The 20,187-nt window shown below is 63.6% G+C and carries 16 protein-coding genes, 1 tRNA gene and 1 pseudogene; 6 read left to right on the top strand and 12 right to left on the bottom strand.

Going from position 1 to position 20,187, the window contains the following annotated elements; translation table 11 throughout:
• Positions 1-75 precede the first annotated feature (75 nt).
• Positions 76-861: a type I methionyl aminopeptidase gene (gene map, locus OKW40_RS20815; RefSeq protein WP_184059590.1), complete on the bottom strand. Its 786-nt coding sequence runs from the start codon at positions 859-861 to the stop codon at positions 76-78.
• 485 nt (positions 862-1,346) lie between these two features.
• Between map and OKW40_RS20810 the strand changes: the two are divergent.
• Positions 1,347-1,837: pseudogene (locus OKW40_RS20810) on the top strand (methyl-accepting chemotaxis protein); the annotation flags it as partial.
• A gap of 134 nt (positions 1,838-1,971) precedes the next feature.
• Here the strand turns inward: OKW40_RS20810 and OKW40_RS20805 are convergent.
• The 4 genes from OKW40_RS20805 to OKW40_RS20790 all read right to left on the bottom strand — a co-directional run bounded on the left by OKW40_RS20805 (position 1,972) and on the right by OKW40_RS20790 (position 7,084).
• A complete protein-coding gene (locus OKW40_RS20805) occupies positions 1,972-3,363 on the bottom strand; it encodes a hypothetical protein (protein ID WP_184059593.1) in 1,392 nt (463 codons plus the stop codon).
• A 754-nt stretch (positions 3,364-4,117) separates the two neighbouring features.
• Positions 4,118-4,208, bottom strand: a tRNA-Ser gene (locus OKW40_RS20800).
• A 202-nt stretch (positions 4,209-4,410) separates the two neighbouring features.
• The gene (serS, locus tag OKW40_RS20795) at positions 4,411-5,706 is read right to left on the bottom strand and encodes a serine--tRNA ligase (protein WP_429491298.1); all 1,296 of its coding nucleotides are present in this window, start codon (positions 5,704-5,706) and stop codon (positions 4,411-4,413) included.
• 64 nt (positions 5,707-5,770) lie between these two features.
• On the bottom strand, positions 5,771-7,084 hold the full coding sequence (locus OKW40_RS20790; protein ID WP_184059596.1) for a replication-associated recombination protein A: 1,314 nt from the start codon (positions 7,082-7,084) through the stop codon (positions 5,771-5,773).
• A 212-nt stretch (positions 7,085-7,296) separates the two neighbouring features.
• Between OKW40_RS20790 and cytX the strand changes: the two genes are divergently transcribed.
• On the top strand, positions 7,297-8,613 hold the full coding sequence (cytX, locus tag OKW40_RS20785; protein ID WP_429491296.1) for a putative hydroxymethylpyrimidine transporter CytX: 1,317 nt from the start codon (positions 7,297-7,299) through the stop codon (positions 8,611-8,613).
• Between the two features lie 120 nt (positions 8,614-8,733).
• Here the strand turns inward: cytX and OKW40_RS20780 are convergent, their stop codons facing one another.
• From OKW40_RS20780 to OKW40_RS20765, 4 genes are all read right to left on the bottom strand, one after another.
• A complete protein-coding gene (locus tag OKW40_RS20780; RefSeq protein WP_429491294.1) occupies positions 8,734-8,922 on the bottom strand; it encodes a hypothetical protein in 189 nt (62 codons plus the stop codon).
• Between the two features lie 203 nt (positions 8,923-9,125).
• Positions 9,126-9,356 (bottom strand): hypothetical protein, encoded by a 231-nt coding sequence (locus tag OKW40_RS20775; protein ID WP_184059600.1) that lies wholly within the window; start codon positions 9,354-9,356, stop codon positions 9,126-9,128.
• A gap of 334 nt (positions 9,357-9,690) precedes the next feature.
• Positions 9,691-10,434 carry an outer membrane lipoprotein chaperone LolA gene (gene lolA / locus OKW40_RS20770; protein ID WP_090803478.1) on the bottom strand — a complete coding sequence of 248 codons (744 nt, stop codon included), beginning with the start codon at positions 10,432-10,434 and terminating at the stop codon, positions 9,691-9,693.
• Positions 10,435-10,585: 151 nt separating this feature from the next.
• Entirely contained in the window at positions 10,586-12,895 is a 2,310-nt protein-coding gene (locus OKW40_RS20765; protein WP_429491292.1) for a DNA translocase FtsK, read from the bottom strand.
• A 391-nt stretch (positions 12,896-13,286) separates the two neighbouring features.
• On the opposite strand from OKW40_RS20765, the gene trxB reads away from it, so the two are divergent.
• The 4 genes from trxB to OKW40_RS20745 all read left to right on the top strand — a co-directional run bounded on the left by trxB (position 13,287) and on the right by OKW40_RS20745 (position 17,086).
• Entirely contained in the window at positions 13,287-14,288 is a 1,002-nt protein-coding gene (gene trxB, locus OKW40_RS20760) for a thioredoxin-disulfide reductase (RefSeq protein ID WP_090803474.1), read from the top strand.
• Between the two features lie 203 nt (positions 14,289-14,491).
• Complete coding sequence (locus OKW40_RS20755) at positions 14,492-15,259, top strand: Smr/MutS family protein (RefSeq protein WP_429492011.1); 768 nt, start codon at positions 14,492-14,494, stop codon at positions 15,257-15,259.
• A gap of 116 nt (positions 15,260-15,375) precedes the next feature.
• On the top strand, positions 15,376-16,035 hold the full coding sequence (locus OKW40_RS20750; RefSeq protein WP_184059602.1) for a glutathione S-transferase family protein: 660 nt from the start codon (positions 15,376-15,378) through the stop codon (positions 16,033-16,035).
• Between the two features lie 130 nt (positions 16,036-16,165).
• Positions 16,166-17,086 carry a LysR family transcriptional regulator gene (locus OKW40_RS20745; RefSeq protein WP_429491290.1) on the top strand — a complete coding sequence of 307 codons (921 nt, stop codon included), beginning with the start codon at positions 16,166-16,168 and terminating at the stop codon, positions 17,084-17,086.
• 84 nt (positions 17,087-17,170) lie between these two features.
• Here the strand turns inward: OKW40_RS20745 and OKW40_RS20740 are convergent, their stop codons facing one another.
• From OKW40_RS20740 to OKW40_RS20730, 3 genes are all read right to left on the bottom strand, one after another.
• Positions 17,171-18,286, bottom strand: a complete 1,116-nt coding sequence (locus tag OKW40_RS20740; RefSeq protein ID WP_184059606.1) for an ABC transporter ATP-binding protein — start codon at positions 18,284-18,286, stop codon at positions 17,171-17,173.
• 93 nt (positions 18,287-18,379) lie between these two features.
• Positions 18,380-19,237, bottom strand: coding sequence for a carbohydrate ABC transporter permease (locus OKW40_RS20735; RefSeq protein WP_184059608.1), 858 nt, complete (start codon positions 19,235-19,237; stop codon positions 18,380-18,382).
• The gene (locus OKW40_RS20730; RefSeq protein WP_429491287.1) at positions 19,227-20,165 is read right to left on the bottom strand and encodes a carbohydrate ABC transporter permease; all 939 of its coding nucleotides are present in this window, start codon (positions 20,163-20,165) and stop codon (positions 19,227-19,229) included. Before OKW40_RS20730 ends, OKW40_RS20735 begins: the two co-directional genes overlap by 11 nt.
• Between the last annotated feature and the right edge of the window lie 22 nt (positions 20,166-20,187).

The following is a 20,187-nucleotide window of genomic DNA, read 5'->3' as shown; positions in this document are numbered from 1 at the left end:
GAAACCCTAACGCGTAGCTTTAACCGAACCGGCCGGCGAGTCAAATTTATTATTGACCAGAATATGCGGTCCCGCTCACGGCGCGTCGTAGTCGCCCGTGCCGTCCGGCCACGGCGTCAGCAGTTCATAGCCGTCGTCGGTCACGGCGACCATGTGCTCCCATTGCGCCGACAGCGAGCGGTCCTTCGTGATCACGGTCCAGCCGTCGCGCTGTACCGACGTGCCGGCGCGGCCCGCGTTGATCATCGGCTCGATCGTGAAGACCATGCCCGGCTTCAGGCGCACCCCCTGCCCCGGCTGCCCATAGTGCAGCACCTGCGGGTCCTCGTGATAGACCTTGCCGATGCCGTGCCCGCAGTAGTCGCGCACGATCGAGAAGCCCTCGCGCTGCGCGACCTTCTGGATCGCGTGGCCGACGTCGCCGAGCGTCGCGCCCGGCTTCACCTCGCGGATGCCGGCCACCATCGCCTCGTAGGTCGTGTCGATCAGCGCACGCGCGACCGTGCTCGACTGGCCGACGCAGTACATGCGGCTCGTGTCGCCGAAATAGCCGTCCTTGATGATCGCGACGTCGATGTTGAGGATGTCGCCGTCCTTCAGGATCTCGTTGCGATTCGGGATGCCGTGACACACGACATGGTTGACCGACGTGCAGACGGTCTTCGGAAAGCCCAGATAGCCGACGTTGGCCGGAATCGCTTTCTGCGTGTGGACGATGTAGTCGTTGCACAGCGCGTCGAGGTCGTCGGTGCAGACGCCTGCCTTGACGTGCTCGCCGATCATTGCCAGCACATCGGCCGCGAGGCGGCCCGCAATGCGCAGCTTCGCGATATCGTCGGGAGTCTTGTAGGTAATGGCCATGAATTCAGTCGATGTGAGTCGCGGGTCAAGCGCGAGATGACCCGCCGCGCCCGAAAGCCCGGCGGCCCGCAACCGCCGCTCGATTGGGCGATTTCGGGCAATTGTACAGAGGATCGCGGATGGACCCCGCGCAAATCGGCTGAAGCGGTGCGCGGGAGGAGGCGGTCGCGCTAGCGGAGCTATGCCGTGGCGCGCGCCCGAATCACAATGACGGGCTTTTGCTCGGCCAGCTTGCGGGCCTGCTCGTTCAGATGGACTGGCGGCAAAGGGACTCGAACGATCATCGAGCCGGACATCGTGATCGTTCAGTTTCCCGAACTAAAATTCGGGCGTCCCGTCATGCCGCCCGCTGCGTTCCGCCCTTCGCCATATCGTACGGATCACGCTGATTGCGGGCGTACTGCTTCGGCGCCATTGCCGACCAGCGCCGGAACGCGCGAATGAATGCCTTCTCCGACGCAGCGGTGCACTATGCGTCGGTCGTCGCGCTCGGCGAGACGGCCTCCGCGATGAAGCAGCTGACCGCGACCGTGCAGCTCGATGCGAGCAATGCCGAACAGGCGAGCGAACTCGCGCGCGGCGCGTCCAGCGGTCGAAGCCGCGCGTGCCGGCGACGAGGGTCGCGGCTTCGCGGTCGTCGCCGGCGAGGTGCGCAGCCTCGCGCGAGATTGGCGCGCTGATCGCCGATTCGACGTCAAGCGTCGAACGCGGCGCGGGACTCGTCGAAGACGCGGGCGGCACGATGCAGCAGATCGAAGCGGCGATCGCGCGCGTGACCAGCATCGTCGGTGACATTGCGCAGGCGTCGCGTGAGCAGAGCGATGGGATTCAGCAGGTGGGCATCGCGATCACGCAGATGGACGAGGTCACGCAGCAGAATGCGGCGCTCGTCGAGGAAAGCGCGGCGGCCGCCGTGTCGCTCGCGGAACAGGCGCGGGCGTGGAGGGAGATGATGGAAGGGTTTCGGGTGGGATGAGACGCCCGTCCCCCGGCCTCGATACGCTGAAGGCAAGGGTTGGGCGCCGCTGTCAGGCCCGGCGACGTGCTGCCCTTGACACCGGGCAGCATCGACCACAGACGTGCGTGCCTGCTTACGTCGATATCCGCGGCTTAGTTGTCGGGATGGGCCGCCGTGAAGCTTTGGAACGCACTGTACGACGGATTCAACGGCGAGCCGTTCATCATGATGCCGAAGCCCTGGTCGCCGCTGTCGAGCACGTAATACATGACGCTCTGGATATTGTGCGTCTTGCGGTTCTGATAGAACTCGCCGAGCTTCGTCGTGATGTAGTTCCCACGATAGGTCTCGTTTTGCTCCGGTCCGGTGTTCCACTCGGTGATGATGAACGGCACGCCATACCGGGCCTTGCAATAGATCGGCAGATCGAAGCCAGGTTGGGCGCCGTCCGCACCGAGGGAGAACACATCGCCATACACCTCGTAGTTGTGCCACGTGGTGATGTCCCAGCGCACGGTCGGGTGACCGCCGCTGCCATCCGGCTGATCACCGTCCCACAGCGCGTCCGCCGCGCCGACATCGTTCACGCAGAAATTGATGCCGCACTTCGCGTTCGACTGAACCGCTTTCACGCCGTCGATCATCCCGCGCATCACGCCGCGCATCACCGGCCAGTTCGTGTTGTTGAAGTCCGCTGCCTTCGTGCCCGCAGCGTTGAAGTCGAGCACGGTGGCGTTCGTGCGCGTCAACTCGTTGCCGCATTCGTAAATGGTCACGCCATACGGTTTCAGTGCGTTCGCGACCGACTGCGCTACCGCGTAACCCTGGCTGTAAGCGGCATTCTCGCCAGCCAGCAGGTTGCCGTTGGAGTCGTAGACGCCCTGGTCGATCAGCACGACCAACGTCATGCCCGCCGCCTGGAAAGCCTGTGCGAGCCCGATCGCCGCGTTCAGCTGGTTCGAACTGTTGGTGACGCCGACGCGATAGCTCGTGCAGCCCATGGCCTTCAGGATCGAGACGATCTGCTGGGGCGTGTACGTGTAGTCGAAGTGACCGTTCATGCCATAGAACATGCCGGCCTGCGGTGTGATCGCGATGCGCGGATCGTTGCAATGCAGCCAACTGTTGGGGACGTCCGCAATGACGTAGAACTCGCCACCCGTGCCGCAATGCCAGATCTTGCCGCCGTAGAACAGCACGAGCGACACGTTGTACGTATCGCCGACCGTCGCGCCGTTGCGGTAGATGACGCCGTTGGAGAGCGTCCACGTCGCGCCGAACTGGTCGATGATGTACGGCGCGGAAGGCAGTGAGGTGCCATCGGGCGACATGTTCGAGACACTCGCCTTCGCGACCGGCGACGTATTGTCCGCGGTGCTGGAGGTAGCGGACGCACCCGAAGCTGCCGCGGCGCCGGAAGCACCGGTCGCAGCGGCTGCCTTGCCACTCGCGTTCGATGACCCACTGCCCCCACCACACGCGGTCAAAAGATAACTTGCGCTCAGGGCCGTCAGGCCCCCAATGAATTGACGTCGTTTTATCATCGCGGAGTAATTCCAAATGTCGGGAAAATTCCCGATAAAAAGACCAAAAGGTGGATTCGCTGTGATTCGATGGACAATCAATAAGGATTCGATGCAAATGAATTTGCAGGCCTTAAAGACTATTGTCCCGAAGTGCTTTGAACGCACGTCTGTGTTGTCCGATTGAACCGAGGCGCGCGAAGGTGCTCCTCGCGGTGGTTCAGATTGACAGGGCTGGGTGCGCGTTGGTTCGCAAACGTTTGCGCTGCAAACCTTTGCGGTGCAAACCTTTTACTGATTAATTGCCGAAGCTTTCATTTTCAGGAAAATTCTTCCTGTAAAAGCTTCTGACGGCGTAAATCGTACCCTGAACGAATGACCGAGCCCAACCAAAAATCGTATTTATTTGTAAAAAAGGGCAGATCTTGCGGAGATCTGTGGGGTCGGCGAAGATTCGCACTTTCAGAAGTCGATCGGGGGGCGGGTCGCCCGCAAATTTTCTGACTTCGACCCCTTATAGCGTGCAATAGCCACGCCCCGAATATGTCCGCTCTATGAATTAGGGGACGGTGCAGCACGGATGACTTAAGATATTTGTATGGAAATGAGATGAAAAAGGCCACGAACAACGAATGGCTTATGTAAAAAATTGAAACAAAGGATTTCGCCAAAATAGAAATGATGCTTGAACAATTTCGAATTGCCTTGGCAAAGCCATTCGAGAACTCAAAGCAAAAACCCCTTGATCTCGGTGAAATCAAGGGGTTTCAGAATTTGGCGGAAAGGGTGGGATTCGAACCCACGGTACGGGGAAACCGTACGCCTGATTTCGAGTCAGGTACATTCGACCACTCTGCCACCTTTCCGGGTATTCCAACTCGCTACTGCATCGTCGGATCCAAGCGGGCCGTTGCTTGGGAGAAAAAGATTATAGAACAGCTCGAATTAGTTTTCCAAGCCCCCTCGTCCAAAAAATTTCTAAAAAATTTTCGCGGGACCTCGATGCCGTTCGCGGCATCCATCGTCAGACACGCGACGACACCGCGCCTGCGCGCGCATCGGCGACGCTCAGGCCGCCGGCACTTGCAGCCGCTCGACGCCGCCGAGGTAAGGCCGCAGTGCCGTGGGCACCGTCACCGAGCCATCGGCGTTCTGGAAGTTCTCGAGCACCGCGACGAGCGTGCGGCCCACCGCGAGACCCGAGCCGTTGAGCGTATGCACGAGCTCCGGCTTGCCCTGCGCGTTGCGGAAGCGTGCCTGCATGCGTCGCGCCTGGAACGACTCGGTATTCGAGCAACTCGAAATCTCACGATAGGTGTTCTGCGCGGGCAGCCACACTTCCAGGTCGTAGGTCTTCGCTGCGGAAAAGCCCATGTCGCCGGTGCACAGCGTGATCACGCGATACGGCAGTTCGAGCTTTTGCAGAATCGCCTCCGCATGGCCGACCATCTGCTCGAGCGCGTCGTACGATGCGCCTGGCGCTACGACCTGCACCATCTCGACCTTGTCGAACTGATGCTGGCGGATCATGCCGCGCGTGTCGCGGCCATACGAGCCCGCTTCCGAGCGGAAGCACGGCGAGTGCGCGGTCAGCCTGATCGGCAGCGCGTCCGCTTCGACGATGCTCTCACGCACCGTGTTCGTCAGCGAAATTTCCGAGGTCGAGATCAGGTACTGCGTGACCGTGTGTTCACCGCCGCCCTTTTCGACGCGGAACATATCGTCCGCGAACTTCGGCAGCTGGCCCGTGCCGTACAGGATGTCGGGATTGACGATGTACGGCGTGTAGATCTCGGTATAGCCGTGCTGCTGCGTGTGCGTGTCGATCATGAACTGTGCGAGCGCGCGATGCAGCCGCGCAATCTGGCCGCGCAGCATCGTGAAGCGCGCGCCCGACAGCTTCGCGCCGGTCTCGAAGTCGAGGCCGAGCGGCGTGCCGACGTCAACGTGATCCTTGACCTCGAAGTCGAACTGGCGCGGCGTGCCCCAGCGGCGCACTTCGACGTTGCCGGCTTCGTCGTTGCCGACCGGCACGCTTTCGTGCGCGAGATTCGGCACGTCGAGCAGCAGATCGGACAGACGCTTCTGGATGTCTTCGAGCTTGACCGCCGACGCCTTCATCTCGTCGCCGATGCCGCCGACTTCGGCCATCACCGCCGACGTGTCTTCGCCGCGTCCTTTCATCGCGCCGATCTGCTTCGACAGGCGGTTGCGGCGCGCCTGCAGTTCTTCGGTACGGGTCTGGGTATCGCGGCGTTCCGCTTCGAGCGCGGTGAAGGCCGCGACGTCGAGGGTATAGCCGCGGTCGGCGAGGCGCTTTGCGACGCCGTCGAGGTCTTTGCGCAGCAACTGGATGTCGAGCATGGGATGGGACGGATGTTCGTTGTATGAAAACGCGATTTTAACGCACCGGCAAAGGTGAAACGCCTCAAGCCTTCTTCGGCTTGTTCTCGGCGCGCCACCGCGCATCGAGCTCGCCAAGGCGCGCGAGCTTCTCGCCGATCTTGCCTTCGAGACCACGCGGTGTCGGCTCGTACCAATGCGGCTCGCGCATGCCGTCAGGCAGATAGGTTTCGCCGGCCGCGTACGCATCGGGTTCGTCGTGCGCGTAGCGGTAGTCGTGGCCGTAGCCGAGTTCCTTCATCAGCTTCGTCGGCGCGTTGCGCAGATGCACCGGCACCGCGCGCGACTGGTCCTTGCCGACGAAGCGCCGCGCCTCGTTGTACGCGTTGTACCCGGCATTCGATTTCGGCGCGACCGCCAGATAGATGATCGCCTGCGCAAGCGCGAGCTCACCTTCGGGCGAACCGAGACGCTCGTAGGTTTCGGCGGCGTCGAGCGTGATGCGCGCGGCGCGCGGGTCCGCGAGGCCGATGTCTTCCCACGCCATGCGCACGATGCGACGCGCGAGATAGCGCGGGTCCGCGCCGCCGTCGAGCATGCGGCAGAACCAGTACAGCGCGCCGTCCGGGTTGCTGCCGCGCACGGATTTATGCAGCGCGCTGATCTGGTCGTAGAAGGCGTCGCCGCCCTTGTCGAAGCGGCGCAGATTCTCCGCGAGCGCGCTGCCCAATAACGCGCCGTCGATTTCGGTGGTCTTCTGCCGGGCGGCCGCGCGCGCGACGATCTCGAGGTTGTTCAGCAGCTTGCGGCCGTCGCCGTCGGCGGATCCGATCAGCGCGGCGCGCGCTTCGTCGGTGAACGTGAGGCCGCCGAGATCCTTCTGCGCGCGCTCGAGCAGCTCGCGCTGCTCGTCGTCCGTCAGGCTCTTCAGCACGTAGACGGCGGCGCGCGACAGCAACGCGCTATTGACCTCGAACGACGGATTCTCGGTCGTCGCGCCGACGAACACGAACAGGCCCGACTCGACGTGCGGCAAGAACGCGTCTTGCTGGCTCTTGTTGAAGCGATGCACTTCGTCGACGAACACCAGCGTCTGATGGCCGTTCGCGCGATGGATCTGCGCGGTCTCGACCGCCTCGCGGATATCCTTCACGCCCGACAGCACCGCCGACAACGCGATGAACTGCGCGTGAAACGCATCGGCCATCAGCCGCGCGAGCGTGGTCTTGCCGACGCCCGGCGGGCCCCACAGGATCATCGAATGGGCCTCGCCCGATTCGAACGCGACCCTGAGCGGCTTGTTCGGACCGAGCAGATGCGACTGGCCGATCACTTCGTCGATATTGCGTGGCCGCAGGCGTTCGGCAAGCGGAACATTGGCACGGGTTTCTTCAAACATGACGTTTTGTGGATAATCTCGGCTTTCCGGGGCACGCACCGCTTCGGAGCAGCGCCTCGCGGGACAGGCGCAAAGCCCGCGTCCGGCCGGAAATACAGGCACGAAGGCGGGCAACGTCCTGCATTATGACAGTGACGGCGGCCAGGCGATGGCCGACCCGGGGCGCCGGCAACGCAAAGAATCACAGCACCACCAACAGGAACGAACATCAGATGGCTCAAGATTCCGTCGCCGGCGACGCCGGCTCCACCTACGCGCCGCTCACGCCGGTGCCCGACGCGCGCCGCGCGTTTCGCACCGGCGACGCGTTCGCGCTGTGGTTCTCGCTCGGCATCGGCCTGCTCGTCGCCCAGGCGGGCGCGCTGCTGGTGCCGGGGCTGTCGCTGCCGCACGCGCTCGTCGCGATCGTGCTCGGCAGCGTGATCGGCGTCGTGCTGCTCGCGCTCGTGGGCGTGATCGGCACCGACACCGGGCTCGCGGCGATGTCGTCGCTGCGTCCGACGCTCGGCGTGCGCGGCGCGTCGGTGCCGGCCGTGCTGAACATGGTGCAACTGGTCGGCTGGGGCTCGTTCGAGGTGATCGTGATGCGCGATTCCGCCGATGCGCTCGCGAAACAGGCGTTCGGCCTGTCGATGCCGCTCGTGTGGACCGTGATCTTCGGCGTGCTCGCGACGCTGCTCGCGATCAGCGGCCCGCTGTCGTTCGTGCGGCGCTTTCTGCGCAAGTGGGGGATCTGGCTGCTGCTCGCGGGCGCCGCGTGGCTCACGTGGAACCTGCTCGCGCGCCACAATCTCGCGGACCTGATGGGTCGTCCCGGCGCCGGCGAGATGTCGTTCGGCGGCGCGGTCGACCTCGTGGTCGCGATGCCGCTGTCATGGCTCCCGCTGATCGCCGACTACACGCGCTTCGGCCGCCGCGCCGGCGAGACGTTCCGCGGCACGCTATACGGCTATGGCATCGCGAACATCTGGTTCTATGCGCTCGGCGCGGTCTACGGGCTCGCTGCCGGCGGCGGCGATGCATTGCTGACCGGCGCGCTCGCGCAAGCGGGCGGCGGGTTTGCGCTGCTGCTGATTCTGATCGACGAAATCGACAATGCGTTCGCCGACATCCACTCGGCCGCGGTGTCGACCGGCACGTTCTGGACGCGCGCGAGCGTGCCGTTGCTGTCGGCCGCGTTCGGTGCGCTGTGCACGCTGATCGCGCTGCTCGTGCCGATGGCGAAGTACCAGAACTTCCTGCTGCTGATCGGCTCGGTATTCGCGCCGCTGTTCGGCGTCGTGCTGATGGATCACTTCATCGTGCGCAAGCGTCGCGTCGACGCCGCGGTGCTCGCCGATGTGCGCGGCCGCTACGGCTTCTCGGGCGGCTGGCACCTGAGCGCGTTCGTCGCTTGGGCGATCGGCATCGCCTCGTACCAGGTGATCAATCAATGGCTACCGAACGTCGGCGCGACGCTGCCGTCGCTTGCGATCGGCGCGGTGTGCTATTACGCGTTCGTATCGGCGCGCAAGACCGCGTATGCGTGAGCGCGTCACCCTCAGCGCGTTGCATTAGACGCAGGTGTCACAAAATAAAAAAGACCTGCAATCCAAATGCAGGTCTTTTTTTGTGACCGTCGAATGGCCAATCACAGTGCGCGCCGCGGGCTATTTTTTCGCCGCTTTGCGCCGACGCGATTCGGCCTTGCGACACAGATCCGTGAGCAGCCAACGGGCGACGGTCTCCGGCCGATTCGGCGCATACGAGGCGAATTTGCTCTCGTTCGCGAAATAGACGACGACGGTGCCCGTCATTACGCGATACGTTCCGGCATAGTTTACGCCGTCCAGTTCCACGCTTAGCGCGTGGGTGGTTTCATATTCCGCGAAAGTCAAAATAAAAGCGATATCTCGAAACGAGACAGTATCGCTACGATTTTTCGGAAGTCAAAGAAATATGCAATTGGTTGCATATTAAATTCTCAGCGGCGGTAATTGTTGCGTTCTCCGCTTGAAAACCCAAATAACGGGCTGCCGGATACGTTAGATAACCTGCTGCCTTACTGCCGTTCAAGCCGAACCGTCGGCGTATCGGCGAAACGCTCAAGCGCGCGATTGCCTTCCCGATGGGCTTCGGCCTCATCGATAAAGGTTTTTTCACTATATGCAACGACCTTGAAACCACTTCCGGCCGAGCGCGGAACCGTTATTCCCCAATGCCACCCCCCCTCCTGCTGGAACACATGGAGGGACGGGGATAAGCGTGAATCGTGTGAAGAAGACAATCTCATGACATGCCTCGTCTTTCCAGACATCCAAAGCGACAACAACCTTCGATCAGTTTAGGCGTTATTTTGTTGCGTTGCAGCAAAAAATTGTTAGAGATTACGAACCCAGTCCTGGGAAAATGATCGGACGCGCCAACTCCAGCCGATGAGCAATGCCGGTCTTTCCAGTCTCGCACTAAATCATTACGTCTGCCGGTACGACGATTTAACGTTCGTCGCGGCGCCGGGCGCGCATCCCTAAGCAATCCACGCACCGCGCGAAATAAAAAGCCGCGCTCGACAAGCGCGGCTTCGCCGGCGTTTGCAAAGGCGCCAGTGTCGGCGCCTACCGCGCGGTTTATCCGTTGATCACATCCGCGCCCTTCGGCACCGTGAACTTGAATGCATCGGGCGGCAGTTGCGGATTTTTCTGGATGTTCGAGAACGTGAGCAGCGTCACGTTACCGAACACGTCGTGCAATTCCATCGCTTCGAGATTGCCGTCCTTGAAGCCGATGCCGACGCGCTCGAACTGCGTGTCCTTCGCCTTCGGCGTCAGTTCGAGCCAGTCGATGCCGGCCTTCACGCCCGCGTCGCGCAGCGAGAAGTTCTTGTCCAGATCGTTGCTGCCGAACAGGATCGCCGCCGGGCTTGCGCCGAGCGCGTTGCCGAGCGGGCGCACCGTCACCTGGTTCAGATCCTTGTCGTAGACGTAGAACTTGTCGCCGTCCGCCTGCAGCAATTGCGAGTAGGGCTTCTCGTATTGCCAGATGAACTTGCCGGGCCGCGCGAACATGAACGTGCCGCTCGACGTGGTCGGCTTGGCCGGGTTCGCGGTGGACAGCGCGCCGCTCGCGCCCTGCGCCTTGCTCGGCGCGCGCACTTCCTGCTGCACGAAGGCGCCGCGCGCCGAATGGACCTGCGCGATGAATGCCTTCAGTTGCTCGGTGCCGCTCGCGAACGCGTGCGAGGCGACGAGCAGCGACGCACCGATCGCGACACTGCCGACGGCGCGCGCGATCTTGCGCATGCCGCGGGACACGCGCTCGCCGAGGCGCCCCGCTCGACGCTGTCGGGCATCCTGCTGCGCGATTGCTTGCATAGGTTTTTCTCCCTTGAATGAATTCGGTGATGGGCTGCGCCGGCTCGATGCACTCGCTGAACACAGAGTGACTGGCCCGGCGTCGAGCCGCAATGGCGCACCGGACGGTGCACGCGGCGTCGCTCGCGATGGCCGCAATGGCTCGTTGCGGCTATTCCGCCTCGCGCGCCGGCGCCAGGATCTCGCGATTGCCGTTCGACGACATCGCCGACACCACGCCCGAATTCTCCATCTGTTCGAGGAGACGCGCCGCCCGGTTGTAGCCGATGCGCAGGTGCCGCTGCACGAGTGAAATCGACGCTCGGCGATTCTTCAGCACGACGTCGACCGCCTGATCGTATAACGGGTCCGACTCGCCTTCGGTGGACGCGGTTCCCGCCGAGCCTTCGTCGCCCTCGCCGCTCACGCCGCCTTCGAGAATGCCCTCGATATAGTTCGGCTCGCCCTGCTCCTTGAGCTTGTCGACGACGCGATGCACTTCATCATCCGACACGAACGCGCCGTGCACGCGCACCGGCAAACCGCTGCCTGGCGGCAGATAGAGCATGTCGCCCATGCCGAGCAGCGACTCGGCGCCCTGCTGGTCGAGAATCGTGCGCGAGTCGATCTTCGACGACACCTGGAACGCCATACGGGTCGGCACGTTGGCCTTGATCAGGCCGGTGATCACGTCGACCGACGGACGCTGCGTAGCGAGAATCAGATGGATGCCGGCCGCGCGCGCCTTCTGCGCGATCCGCGCGATCAGCTCTTCGACCTTCTTGCCGACGACCATCATCAGGTCGGCCAGTTCGTCGATGACGATCACGATGTTCGGCAAACGCGTCAGCGGTTCCGGATCGTCCGGCGTCAGGCTGAACGGATTCGGCAGCTTCTCTTCGCGCTTGGTCGCTTCGTCGATCTTGTTGTTGTAGCCGGCGAGGTTACGCACGCCGACCTTGCTCATCAGCTTGTAGCGGCGCTCCATTTCGGCGACCGCCCAGTTCAGCGCGTGGCCCGCCTGGCGCATGTCGGTGACGACCGGACACAGCAGATGCGGGATGCCTTCGTAGACGCTCATTTCGAGCATCTTCGGATCGATCAGGATCATGCGCACCTGCTCGGCGCTCGCCTTGTACAGCAGCGACAGGATCATCCCGTTGATACCCACAGACTTGCCCGAACCAGTCGTGCCGGCGACGAGCAAATGCGGCATCTTCGCGAGATCCGCGCACACGGGCTTGCCGCCGATGTCCTTGCCGAGACCCATCGTGAGCGGCGACGCGGCATCCGCATACACGGCCGAGCCGAGAATTTCGGACAGGCTCACGGTCTGACGGCGCTGGTTCGGCAGCTCCAACGCCATGTAGTTCTTGCCCGGAATCGTTTCGACGACGCGAATCGACACGAGCGACAGCGAGCGCGCGAGATCCTTCGCGAGATTAACGATCTGACTGCCCTTCACGCCCGTGGCCGGCTCGATTTCATAGCGCGTGACGACGGGCCCCGGATACGCGGCGACCACGCTCACGTCGACACCGAAGTCCTTCAGCTTCTTCTCGATCAGGCGCGACGTGAATTCGAGCGTGTCCGCGGAAATGGTTTCCTGCGCGGCTGGCGCGGGGTCGAGCAGCGCGATGGGCGGCAGCGTGGAGTCGCCGGGCAGATCGGTAAAGAGCGGCACCTGGCGTTCCTTCTCGACACGCTCCGACTTCGCCGGCGTGGCGAGCGGCGGCACGATCACCACGGGCTCGTGCTCCTCGATGCGCACGCGGCCCTTCTCGACCTTGCCTTCGCGCTTCACGGCGGCCGCTTCGCCGAGCTTGCGATCGAGCCCGGCCTCGCGGCGCAGCTTCGCGAACGTCACCGCGGAAATGATCGATTCGCCGACCTTCTCCGCGACCGACAGCCACGAAAAACGGAAGTACAGCGACAGCCCGATCCCGAGACCGAGCAGCAGCGCGAGCGTGCCACCGGTGAAGCCGAGCGCATGCGAGATGCCGCGCGCGACAGCCTCGCCGATCACGCCGCCAGGCGCGCGCGGCAACTGCACCTTCAGCGACCACATGCGCAGCGCCTCGAGGCCGTTGCACGACAGCAGCACGAGCATGAACGCGAACGCGTCCGCGAGCCAGCTGACGCCGCGCGGCGCGTCGTCGTCCTGCGGCTCTTCGTTGCGGGTGATGCGCTTGTAGTTCGCGGAGATGTGGCGGCCGAGCAGCACGATCCACCAGTAGGCGGACAGACCGAACAGCAGCAGCAGGATGTCGGAAGTCCACGCGCCGACGCGGCCCGCCCAGTTCGAGATATGGTCGACCTGCGCGGCATGGGTCCAGCTCGGGTCGTGCCTGCTGTAGCTGACGAGCGACATCAGCAGGAACACGCCGAGGGCCACCTGCAGAATCCAGCGGATTTCGGTGAAGAGGCGCGACATGCGGTGCGGCAATGCCTGCGCGCTCGCGGTATAGGGAGCTTTTGCCATTGATCCTGTTGCCTGGGGTAGCCGGTTCAGGCTGAAACTGCCGCCGGGAACGCGGCCCGAGCCTCGCCGCGCACGGCTTCGGGCCCGATCCCGGCTAACGGAAACTTCGATCCGGGCTATTGTAAACGCTGTGTCCCGCGCGAGGCTGTAAATGACGGTAACCTGGCTGTTTGACCACAGACGCATGCGCGAGGCGCGCTGAATTCGCCGTATCGCGCCGCGGGCTCGCCCCGAGCGCCCACGCCGCCACACTATCGCGGCGATCAGAAAGCTTGATGGCGCAGCGGCACGCCCCGCCCTTTATAATGCCCGACTGATACCCATCTACAGTTTCAGCTCAAAAACGCACGGCTACGCAGCGGCGAGCCGCGCGCCGTACAAGGATTCGATCATGCCCGCAACTGCAACGAAACACGCCAAGGTTCTGATTCTCGGTTCCGGTCCCGCCGGCTACACGGCGGCGGTTTACGCGGCGCGCGCCAACCTCGCGCCGGTGCTCGTCACCGGCATCGCGCAAGGCGGCCAGCTGATGACCACGACCGACGTCGAAAACTGGCCCGCCGACGCCAACGGCGTGCAAGGCCCGGAACTGATGGCGCGCTTCCTCGAGCACGCCGAGCGCTTCAATACCGAGATCATCTTCGACCACATCCACACGGCGAAGCTCGATGAGAAGCCGATTCGCCTGATCGGCGATTCGGGCGAATACACGTGCGATTCGCTGATCATCTCGACGGGCGCATCGGCGCAGTATCTCGGCCTGCCGTCGGAAGAGGCGTTCATGGGCAAGGGCGTGTCGGCCTGCGCGACCTGCGACGGCTTCTTCTACAAGCAGCAGCACGTCGCCGTGATCGGCGGCGGCAATACGGCCGTCGAAGAGGCGCTCTACCTCGCCGGCATCGCGAAGAAGGTGACCGTGATCCATCGCCGCGACAAGTTCCGCGCCGAGCCGATCCTGATCGACCGTCTGCTCGCGAAGGAGAAGGAAGGCGTCGTCGAGATCAAGTGGAACCATGTGCTCGAAGAAGTAACCGGCGACAACTCCGGCGTGACCGGCCTGCGCATCAAGCACACGCAGAGTGGCGAGACCACTGACATCGCGCTGCAGGGCCTGTTCGTCGCGATCGGCCACAAGCCGAACACGGACATCTTCGCAGGCCAGCTCGAGATGAAGAACGGCTACATCATCACGAAGGGCGGCCTGAACGGTTTCGCGACCGCGACCAGCGTGCCGGGCGTGTTCGCCGCGGGCGACGTGCAGGACCACATCTATCGCCAGGCGATCACCAGCGCGGGCACCGGCTGTATGGCCGCGCTCGACGCGCAGCGCTATCTCGAGACCATCAACGAGATGGCCGGCGAGCACGCGATGAGCGCGGAAGCGGACCGCTGATCCGCGCCGCGCTGCCGTATGTCGAGACGAAGTCCCGACAAACGGGCGCGACAGTAAAATGACGGTGGCGCAGCGCTGCTGTCATTGGCTCACGAAGGCCGCGGCTGAAATGCCGGCGGCCTTTGTCGTTTTTGCCGCCTTGTCAATGTGCGTCGAGCGCGTTGGCAGCACCACCGACCGACCTTTCCGCCTGTATTGCCGACATGCCGAAGAATCAGCCCCATCCGAACGAACCGAAACGCCCGCAAGCCGCCACGCGTCCCGCGCCCGCAATTGCTGCGCCCGCCGTCGCACCGAAGCTCGATCGCGCATCGGGGCTCGCCGGACTCGGTGCGTTGCGTGAAGCGTTGAAGGGCGAAGCCGAGCGGCGCGAGCGCGAACAGGCGGCGACGCGAGCGGCGCAGCGCGAAGCGGCCGCCGACGCCGATCTGTTCCGCCGTGAGATCGGCGAAGTCGCGCCGCTCGCGATTCCGCCGCGCGCGACGCTCACGCGCAATCCCCCGCCGCCGCTGCCGGTGCAGACGCTGCTCGACGAGGAGGCGGTGCTGCACGAAGCGATCTCCGACGAATTCGACCCCGAAGTGCTGCTCGAAACCGACGAAACGCTGTCGTATTGCCGCCCCGGCTTGAGCCGCGACGTAGTGCGCAAGCTGCGGCGCGGCGACTGGATCGTGCAGGCGCAGATCGACCTGCACGGCATGCGGCGCGAAGAGGCGCGCGAGGCGCTCGCGGAATTCATCCGCGAATCGGCCAAACGCGGCCTGCGCTGCCTGCGCGTGATTCACGGCAAGGGTCTGGGGTCGATCGGCAAGGAGCCGGTGCTGAAGGGCAAAGTGCGCGCATGGCTCGTGCAGAAATCCGAAGTGATCGCGTTCTGTCAGGCGCGCCCGCATGACGGCGGCGCCGGCGCGGTGGTCGTGCTGTTGCAGCCGGGGTCGTTGCCGCCGCATGGGGCGAGCGCGAAGGTCTGAGGTCGATTTTTTCGGCCGTCGTTCGTCGTGGGGTAAACGGCCAGCCTGGCCGTCGCGCGGTGTGGCTCTCGTCGTCACCGCGTACTCGTGCTGTGCAACCGTCAAAGGTGATCGCGATGCCCCTGCAGCTTTATGCCCATCCGTTCTCGTCCTACTGCCAGAAGGCCCTGACCGCGCTGTACGAAAACGGTACGCCGTTCGAGATGCGCGTGCTCGCGCATGACGACCCGAAGGTCATGGCCGAATTGGCCGCGCTGTGGCCGATCAGGCGCTTCCCGGTGCTCGTCGACGGCGGGCGCACGGTGGTCGAGGCGAGCATCATCATCGAATATCTGGGCCTGCATTATCCGGGGCCTGTCACGCTGTTGCCCGCCGATCCGCGCGTGGCGCTCGAGGTGCGCACGATGGACCGCTTCTTCGACAACTACATTTCGACTCCACAGCAAAAAGTCGTGTTCGATAGCCTGCGTCCCGAAGCCGAGCGCGACCGGCGTGGCGTCGCCGATGCGCGCGCGCTGCTCGACACTTCGTACGCATGGCTCGACCGTCACATGGCCGAGCGCGAATGGGCCGCCGGCGACAGCTTCAGCCTCGCCGACTGCGGCGCCGCACCGTTCCTGTTCTACGCCGACTGGACGCACCCGATCGACCCCGCGTTCGCGCACGTGCGCGCGTACCGGCAGCGGCTGCTCGCGCGGCCCTCGTTCGCACGCGCGGTCGACGAGGCGCGGCCCTATCGGCCGCTATTTCCGCTGGGCGCGCCGGAGCGGGATTGAGCCACGAGCGGCGGTGGCAGTTGCGCGCGAACGAGACGCGGCAGACAACCAGTTTTGCTGGCTGTAGACTTCCTGTCGTGTCGCAAACCTGCCCCGCCCTTCTTCTGGCTCACCACCCACAAGGCACACCATGGACCGTTTCGAAGCGATGGAGATCTTCACGCGCGTGGTCGAAGCGAACAGCTTCACCAAGGTTTCGGAATCGCTCGATCTGCCGCGCGCGAAGGTCAGCCGCACGATCCAGGCGCTCGAGGAACACGTCGGCGTGCGGCTCCTGAACCGCTCGACGCGCCAGGTCAGCGTGACCGAAGACGGCGCATCGTTCTACGAGCGCTGCGTGCGCATTCTCGCCGACGTCGCCGATGCCGAGTCGTCGCTGTCGAGCAAGCGCGAGAATCCGGCCGGGACGATCCGCGTCGACACCTCCGGCACGCTGGCGCGCTCGCTGCTGCTGCCCGCGCTCGACGACTTCTACGCGCTATACCCCGCGATCGACGTGCGCCTCGGTCTCGCGGACCGCAACATCGATCTGATCCAGGACGGCGTCGATTGCGTGATCCGCATGGGCACGCTCGACGAGTCGAGCCTCGTTGCGAAGCGCATCGGGCTTGCGCGCATCGTCACGTGCGCATCGCCCGCGTATCTGCGCAAGTTCGGCACGCCGACCACACTGGCGGAGCTCGGCGAGCATCGCGCGGTCAACTACGTGTCCGCGCGCAGCGGCAGGACCTTCCCGTTCGAATACGAAGTTGACGGCGAAATCGAGCGCGTCGCGATGGATAGCACGCTCGCCGTCAACGACGGCTCGGTGTACATCACGGCGGGTGTGTTGGGCCACGGCATCATCCAGCCGTCGCGCTTCATGGTCGCCGAGCTGATCGAGCAAGGCGCGCTCACGGAGATTCTCGGCAACTACACGAGCCCCGGTACACCGCTGTCGATTCTGTATGCGCATCGCCGCAATCTGAGTTCGCGGCTGCGCGCGTTTATCGATTGGGCCAGCGAGCTCGCGCGCAACAATCCCGACTTGCGTTTGCCCGAGGCCGCGTAACGGCTGCAAAAGAACAGAAGCCCCATGCGCAATTCAACGCATGGGACTTTTCTGTAGCGACGGATTCAGCGCTTAGGCGACGACTTACGCAATCCGCTCTTCATTCGCCGGATCGAACAACACCGCCTTCGACGTATCGAACAGCAGCGTCGCATTCTTATCCGGTTGCGGGTTCGACGCCGGGTGCACGCGGCTCACCACGCGCTTGCCGTTGATCTGCGCGAACACCAGCGTGTCCGGACCGGTCGGCTCGATCACGTCGACCTTCACTTCGACCGGCTGCAGCTTCGAGTCGTCGCCGTGCGCGCCGCGCGCATCGGTGATGCGTTCCGGACGCAGGCCGAGAATCACGTTGTTGCCGACGTGCGAGCGCACCTTCGCCGAATCGAACGGCAGCACCAGCACCTTGCGCGCGACGCCCGTATCGAGTTCGATGCCGACGCCCGAGCCCTGCTCGACCAGCTTGCCTTCGATGAAGTTCATCGGCGGTGCGCCGATGAAGCCCGCGACGAACAGGTTCGACGGCGAGTCGTAGATTTCCTGCGGCGCGCCGAACTGCTGAACGATGCCGTCCTTCATCACCGCGATGCGGTCGCCGAGCGTCATCGCTTCGATCTGGTCGTGCGTCACGTAGACGATCGTCGTGCCGAGGCGTTGATGCAGCAGCTTGATTTCCGAGCGCATCTCGATGCGCAGCTTCGCGTCGAGGTTCGACAGCGGCTCGTCGAACAGGAACATCACCGGATCGCGCGCGAGCGCGCGGCCCATCGCGACGCGCTGACGCTGGCCTCCCGACAGCTGACCCGGCTTGCGATCCAGCAGATGCTTGATCTGCAGCGTGTTCGACACACGCTCGACAATCTGCGTCTGCTCCCGCTTCGGCACCTTGCGGATGTTCAGGCCGAACGAGATGTTCTCGCGCACCGTCATCGACGGGTACAGCGCGTATGACTGGAACACCATCGCGATGTCGCGATCTTTCGGCGACAGGTTGTTGACCGTCTTGCCGTCGATCTGGATCTCGCCCTTGGTCACGGTTTCGAGACCGGCAATCATGTTGAGCAGCGTCGACTTACCGCAGCCCGAGCCGCCGACCAGAATCAGGAACTGGCCGTCCTCGATGTCGATGTCGACACCCTTCAGAACCGGCACCCCGTTCGGGTAGGTCTTGTACACGTCACGGATGGAAAGGCTTGCCATGCTGTGAATCCTCTAGTCTCTGGTACTGCTTGAAAACGTCTTGTCAGGCGACGACGGCACGCGTTCGGTGAAACGCCGTCGCTCCAGGGTGATTTAGCCCTTCACCGCGCCCGCGGTCAGGCCGCGCACGAAGTAACGTCCGGCGATGATGTAGACGAGCAGCGTGGGCAGCGCCGCGATGATCGCGCCGGCCATGTCCACGTTGTATTCCTTCACGCCGGTCGAGGTGTTGACGAGGTTGTTCAGCGCCACGGTGATCGGCATCGAATCGACGCCGGAAAACACGATACCGAACAGGAAGTCGTTCCAGATCTGCGTGAATTGCCAGATCAGGCACACCATGAAGATCGGCAGCGACACCGGCAGCAGGATCTTCGTGAAGATCGTGAAGAAACCCGCACCGTCGATCCGCGCGGCCTTCACGAGTTCAGCCGGCACGCTCACGTAGAAGTTGCGGAAGAACATCGTCGTGAACGCGATACCGTAGATCACGTGCACGAGCACGAGGCCGCTCACCGTGTTCGCGAGGCCGAGGATGCCTTCGAGGCGCGCCATCGGCAGCAGGATCGCCTGGAACGGAATGAAGCAGCCGACCAGCAGCATCGTGAAGATCGGATCGGCGCCGCGGAACCGCCAGTGCGTGAGCACGTAGCCGTTGAACGCGCCGATGATCGACGAGATCAGCACGGCCGGAATCACCATGCGCACCGAGTTCATGAAGAACGGCTGCATGCCGTCGCAACGCACCCCCGTACACGCGCCGCTCCACGCCTTGAGCCACGGCGCGAAGGTCCAGCTCGTCGGCGGCGTCAGCAGGTTGCCGGTGCGCAACTGGTCGATGTCCTTGAACGACGTCGACAGCATCACGTACAGCGGGAACAGGAAGTACAGCGCGAACAGAACCAGGGCCGCGTAAATGACGGCACGGCTAATCGTCATCTTAGGCTGCATTGCGGGTGCTCCTCGATTCCAGATACATCAGCGGCACGAGCACCGCCACTACGGTAGCGAGCATCATGATCGACGATGCCGCGCCGACGCCGAGCTGCCCACGGTTGAACGAAAACGTGTACATGAAGATGGCCGGCAGCGACGACGACGTGCCCGGACCGCCGGCGGTCAGCGCGACGACCAGGTCGAACGTCTTGATGGTGATGTGGCAAAGGATCAGCAGCACGGAGAAGAACACCGGCCGCATGCTCGGAATCACGATCTTGCGGTAGATGGTCGGCAGGTTCGCGCCGTCCATCTGCGCGGCCTTGAAGATCTCGCTGTCGACGCCGCGCAAGCCGGCGAGGAACAGCGCCATCACGAAGCCGGTGGACTGCCAGACCGCCGCGATCACGATACAGAAGATCGCCCTGTCCGGGTCGCCGAGCCAGTTGAACGAGAAGCTCGTCCAGCCCCAGTCGTGAAACACCTTCTCGATGCCGATGCTCGGCGTCAGAATCCATTGCCACGCGGTGCCGGTCACGATGAACGACAGCGCCATCGGATACAGGAACACGGCGCGCAGCGCGCCTTCGTTGCGGATCTGCTGATCGAGCAGGATCGCGAGCAACAGACCCAGACCGATGCAGATACCGATGAACGGAACGCCGAACCAGCCGAGGTTCGCGGCCGAAGTCCAGAACACGTCGTTCTGGAACAGTTCGCGATAGCGGTCGAGACCCGCGAACTCCCAACGAGGCATCAGCCGCGAAGTAGACAGCGACAGATAGCCGGTGATTGCGATAAAGCCATACACGAAGATCAGGCTGATCACGACGCTGGGTGCGAGCACCAGCTTCGGAATATAGCGATCGGCAAGGGCCGCCATGGGCGACGTGCGGCGGGTGACGGTGGCCGTTTTCCCGTTCCCGCTGATGGAAGCAGTCACTACTCGACTCCTGCTGAAACTG

Origin of the sequence: Paraburkholderia sp. RAU6.4a (assembly GCF_050435625.1) — a bacterium.
Taxonomy (GTDB): domain Bacteria; phylum Pseudomonadota; class Gammaproteobacteria; order Burkholderiales; family Burkholderiaceae; genus Paraburkholderia; species Paraburkholderia tuberum.
This window is presented reverse-complemented; position numbering and strand designations above follow the sequence as displayed.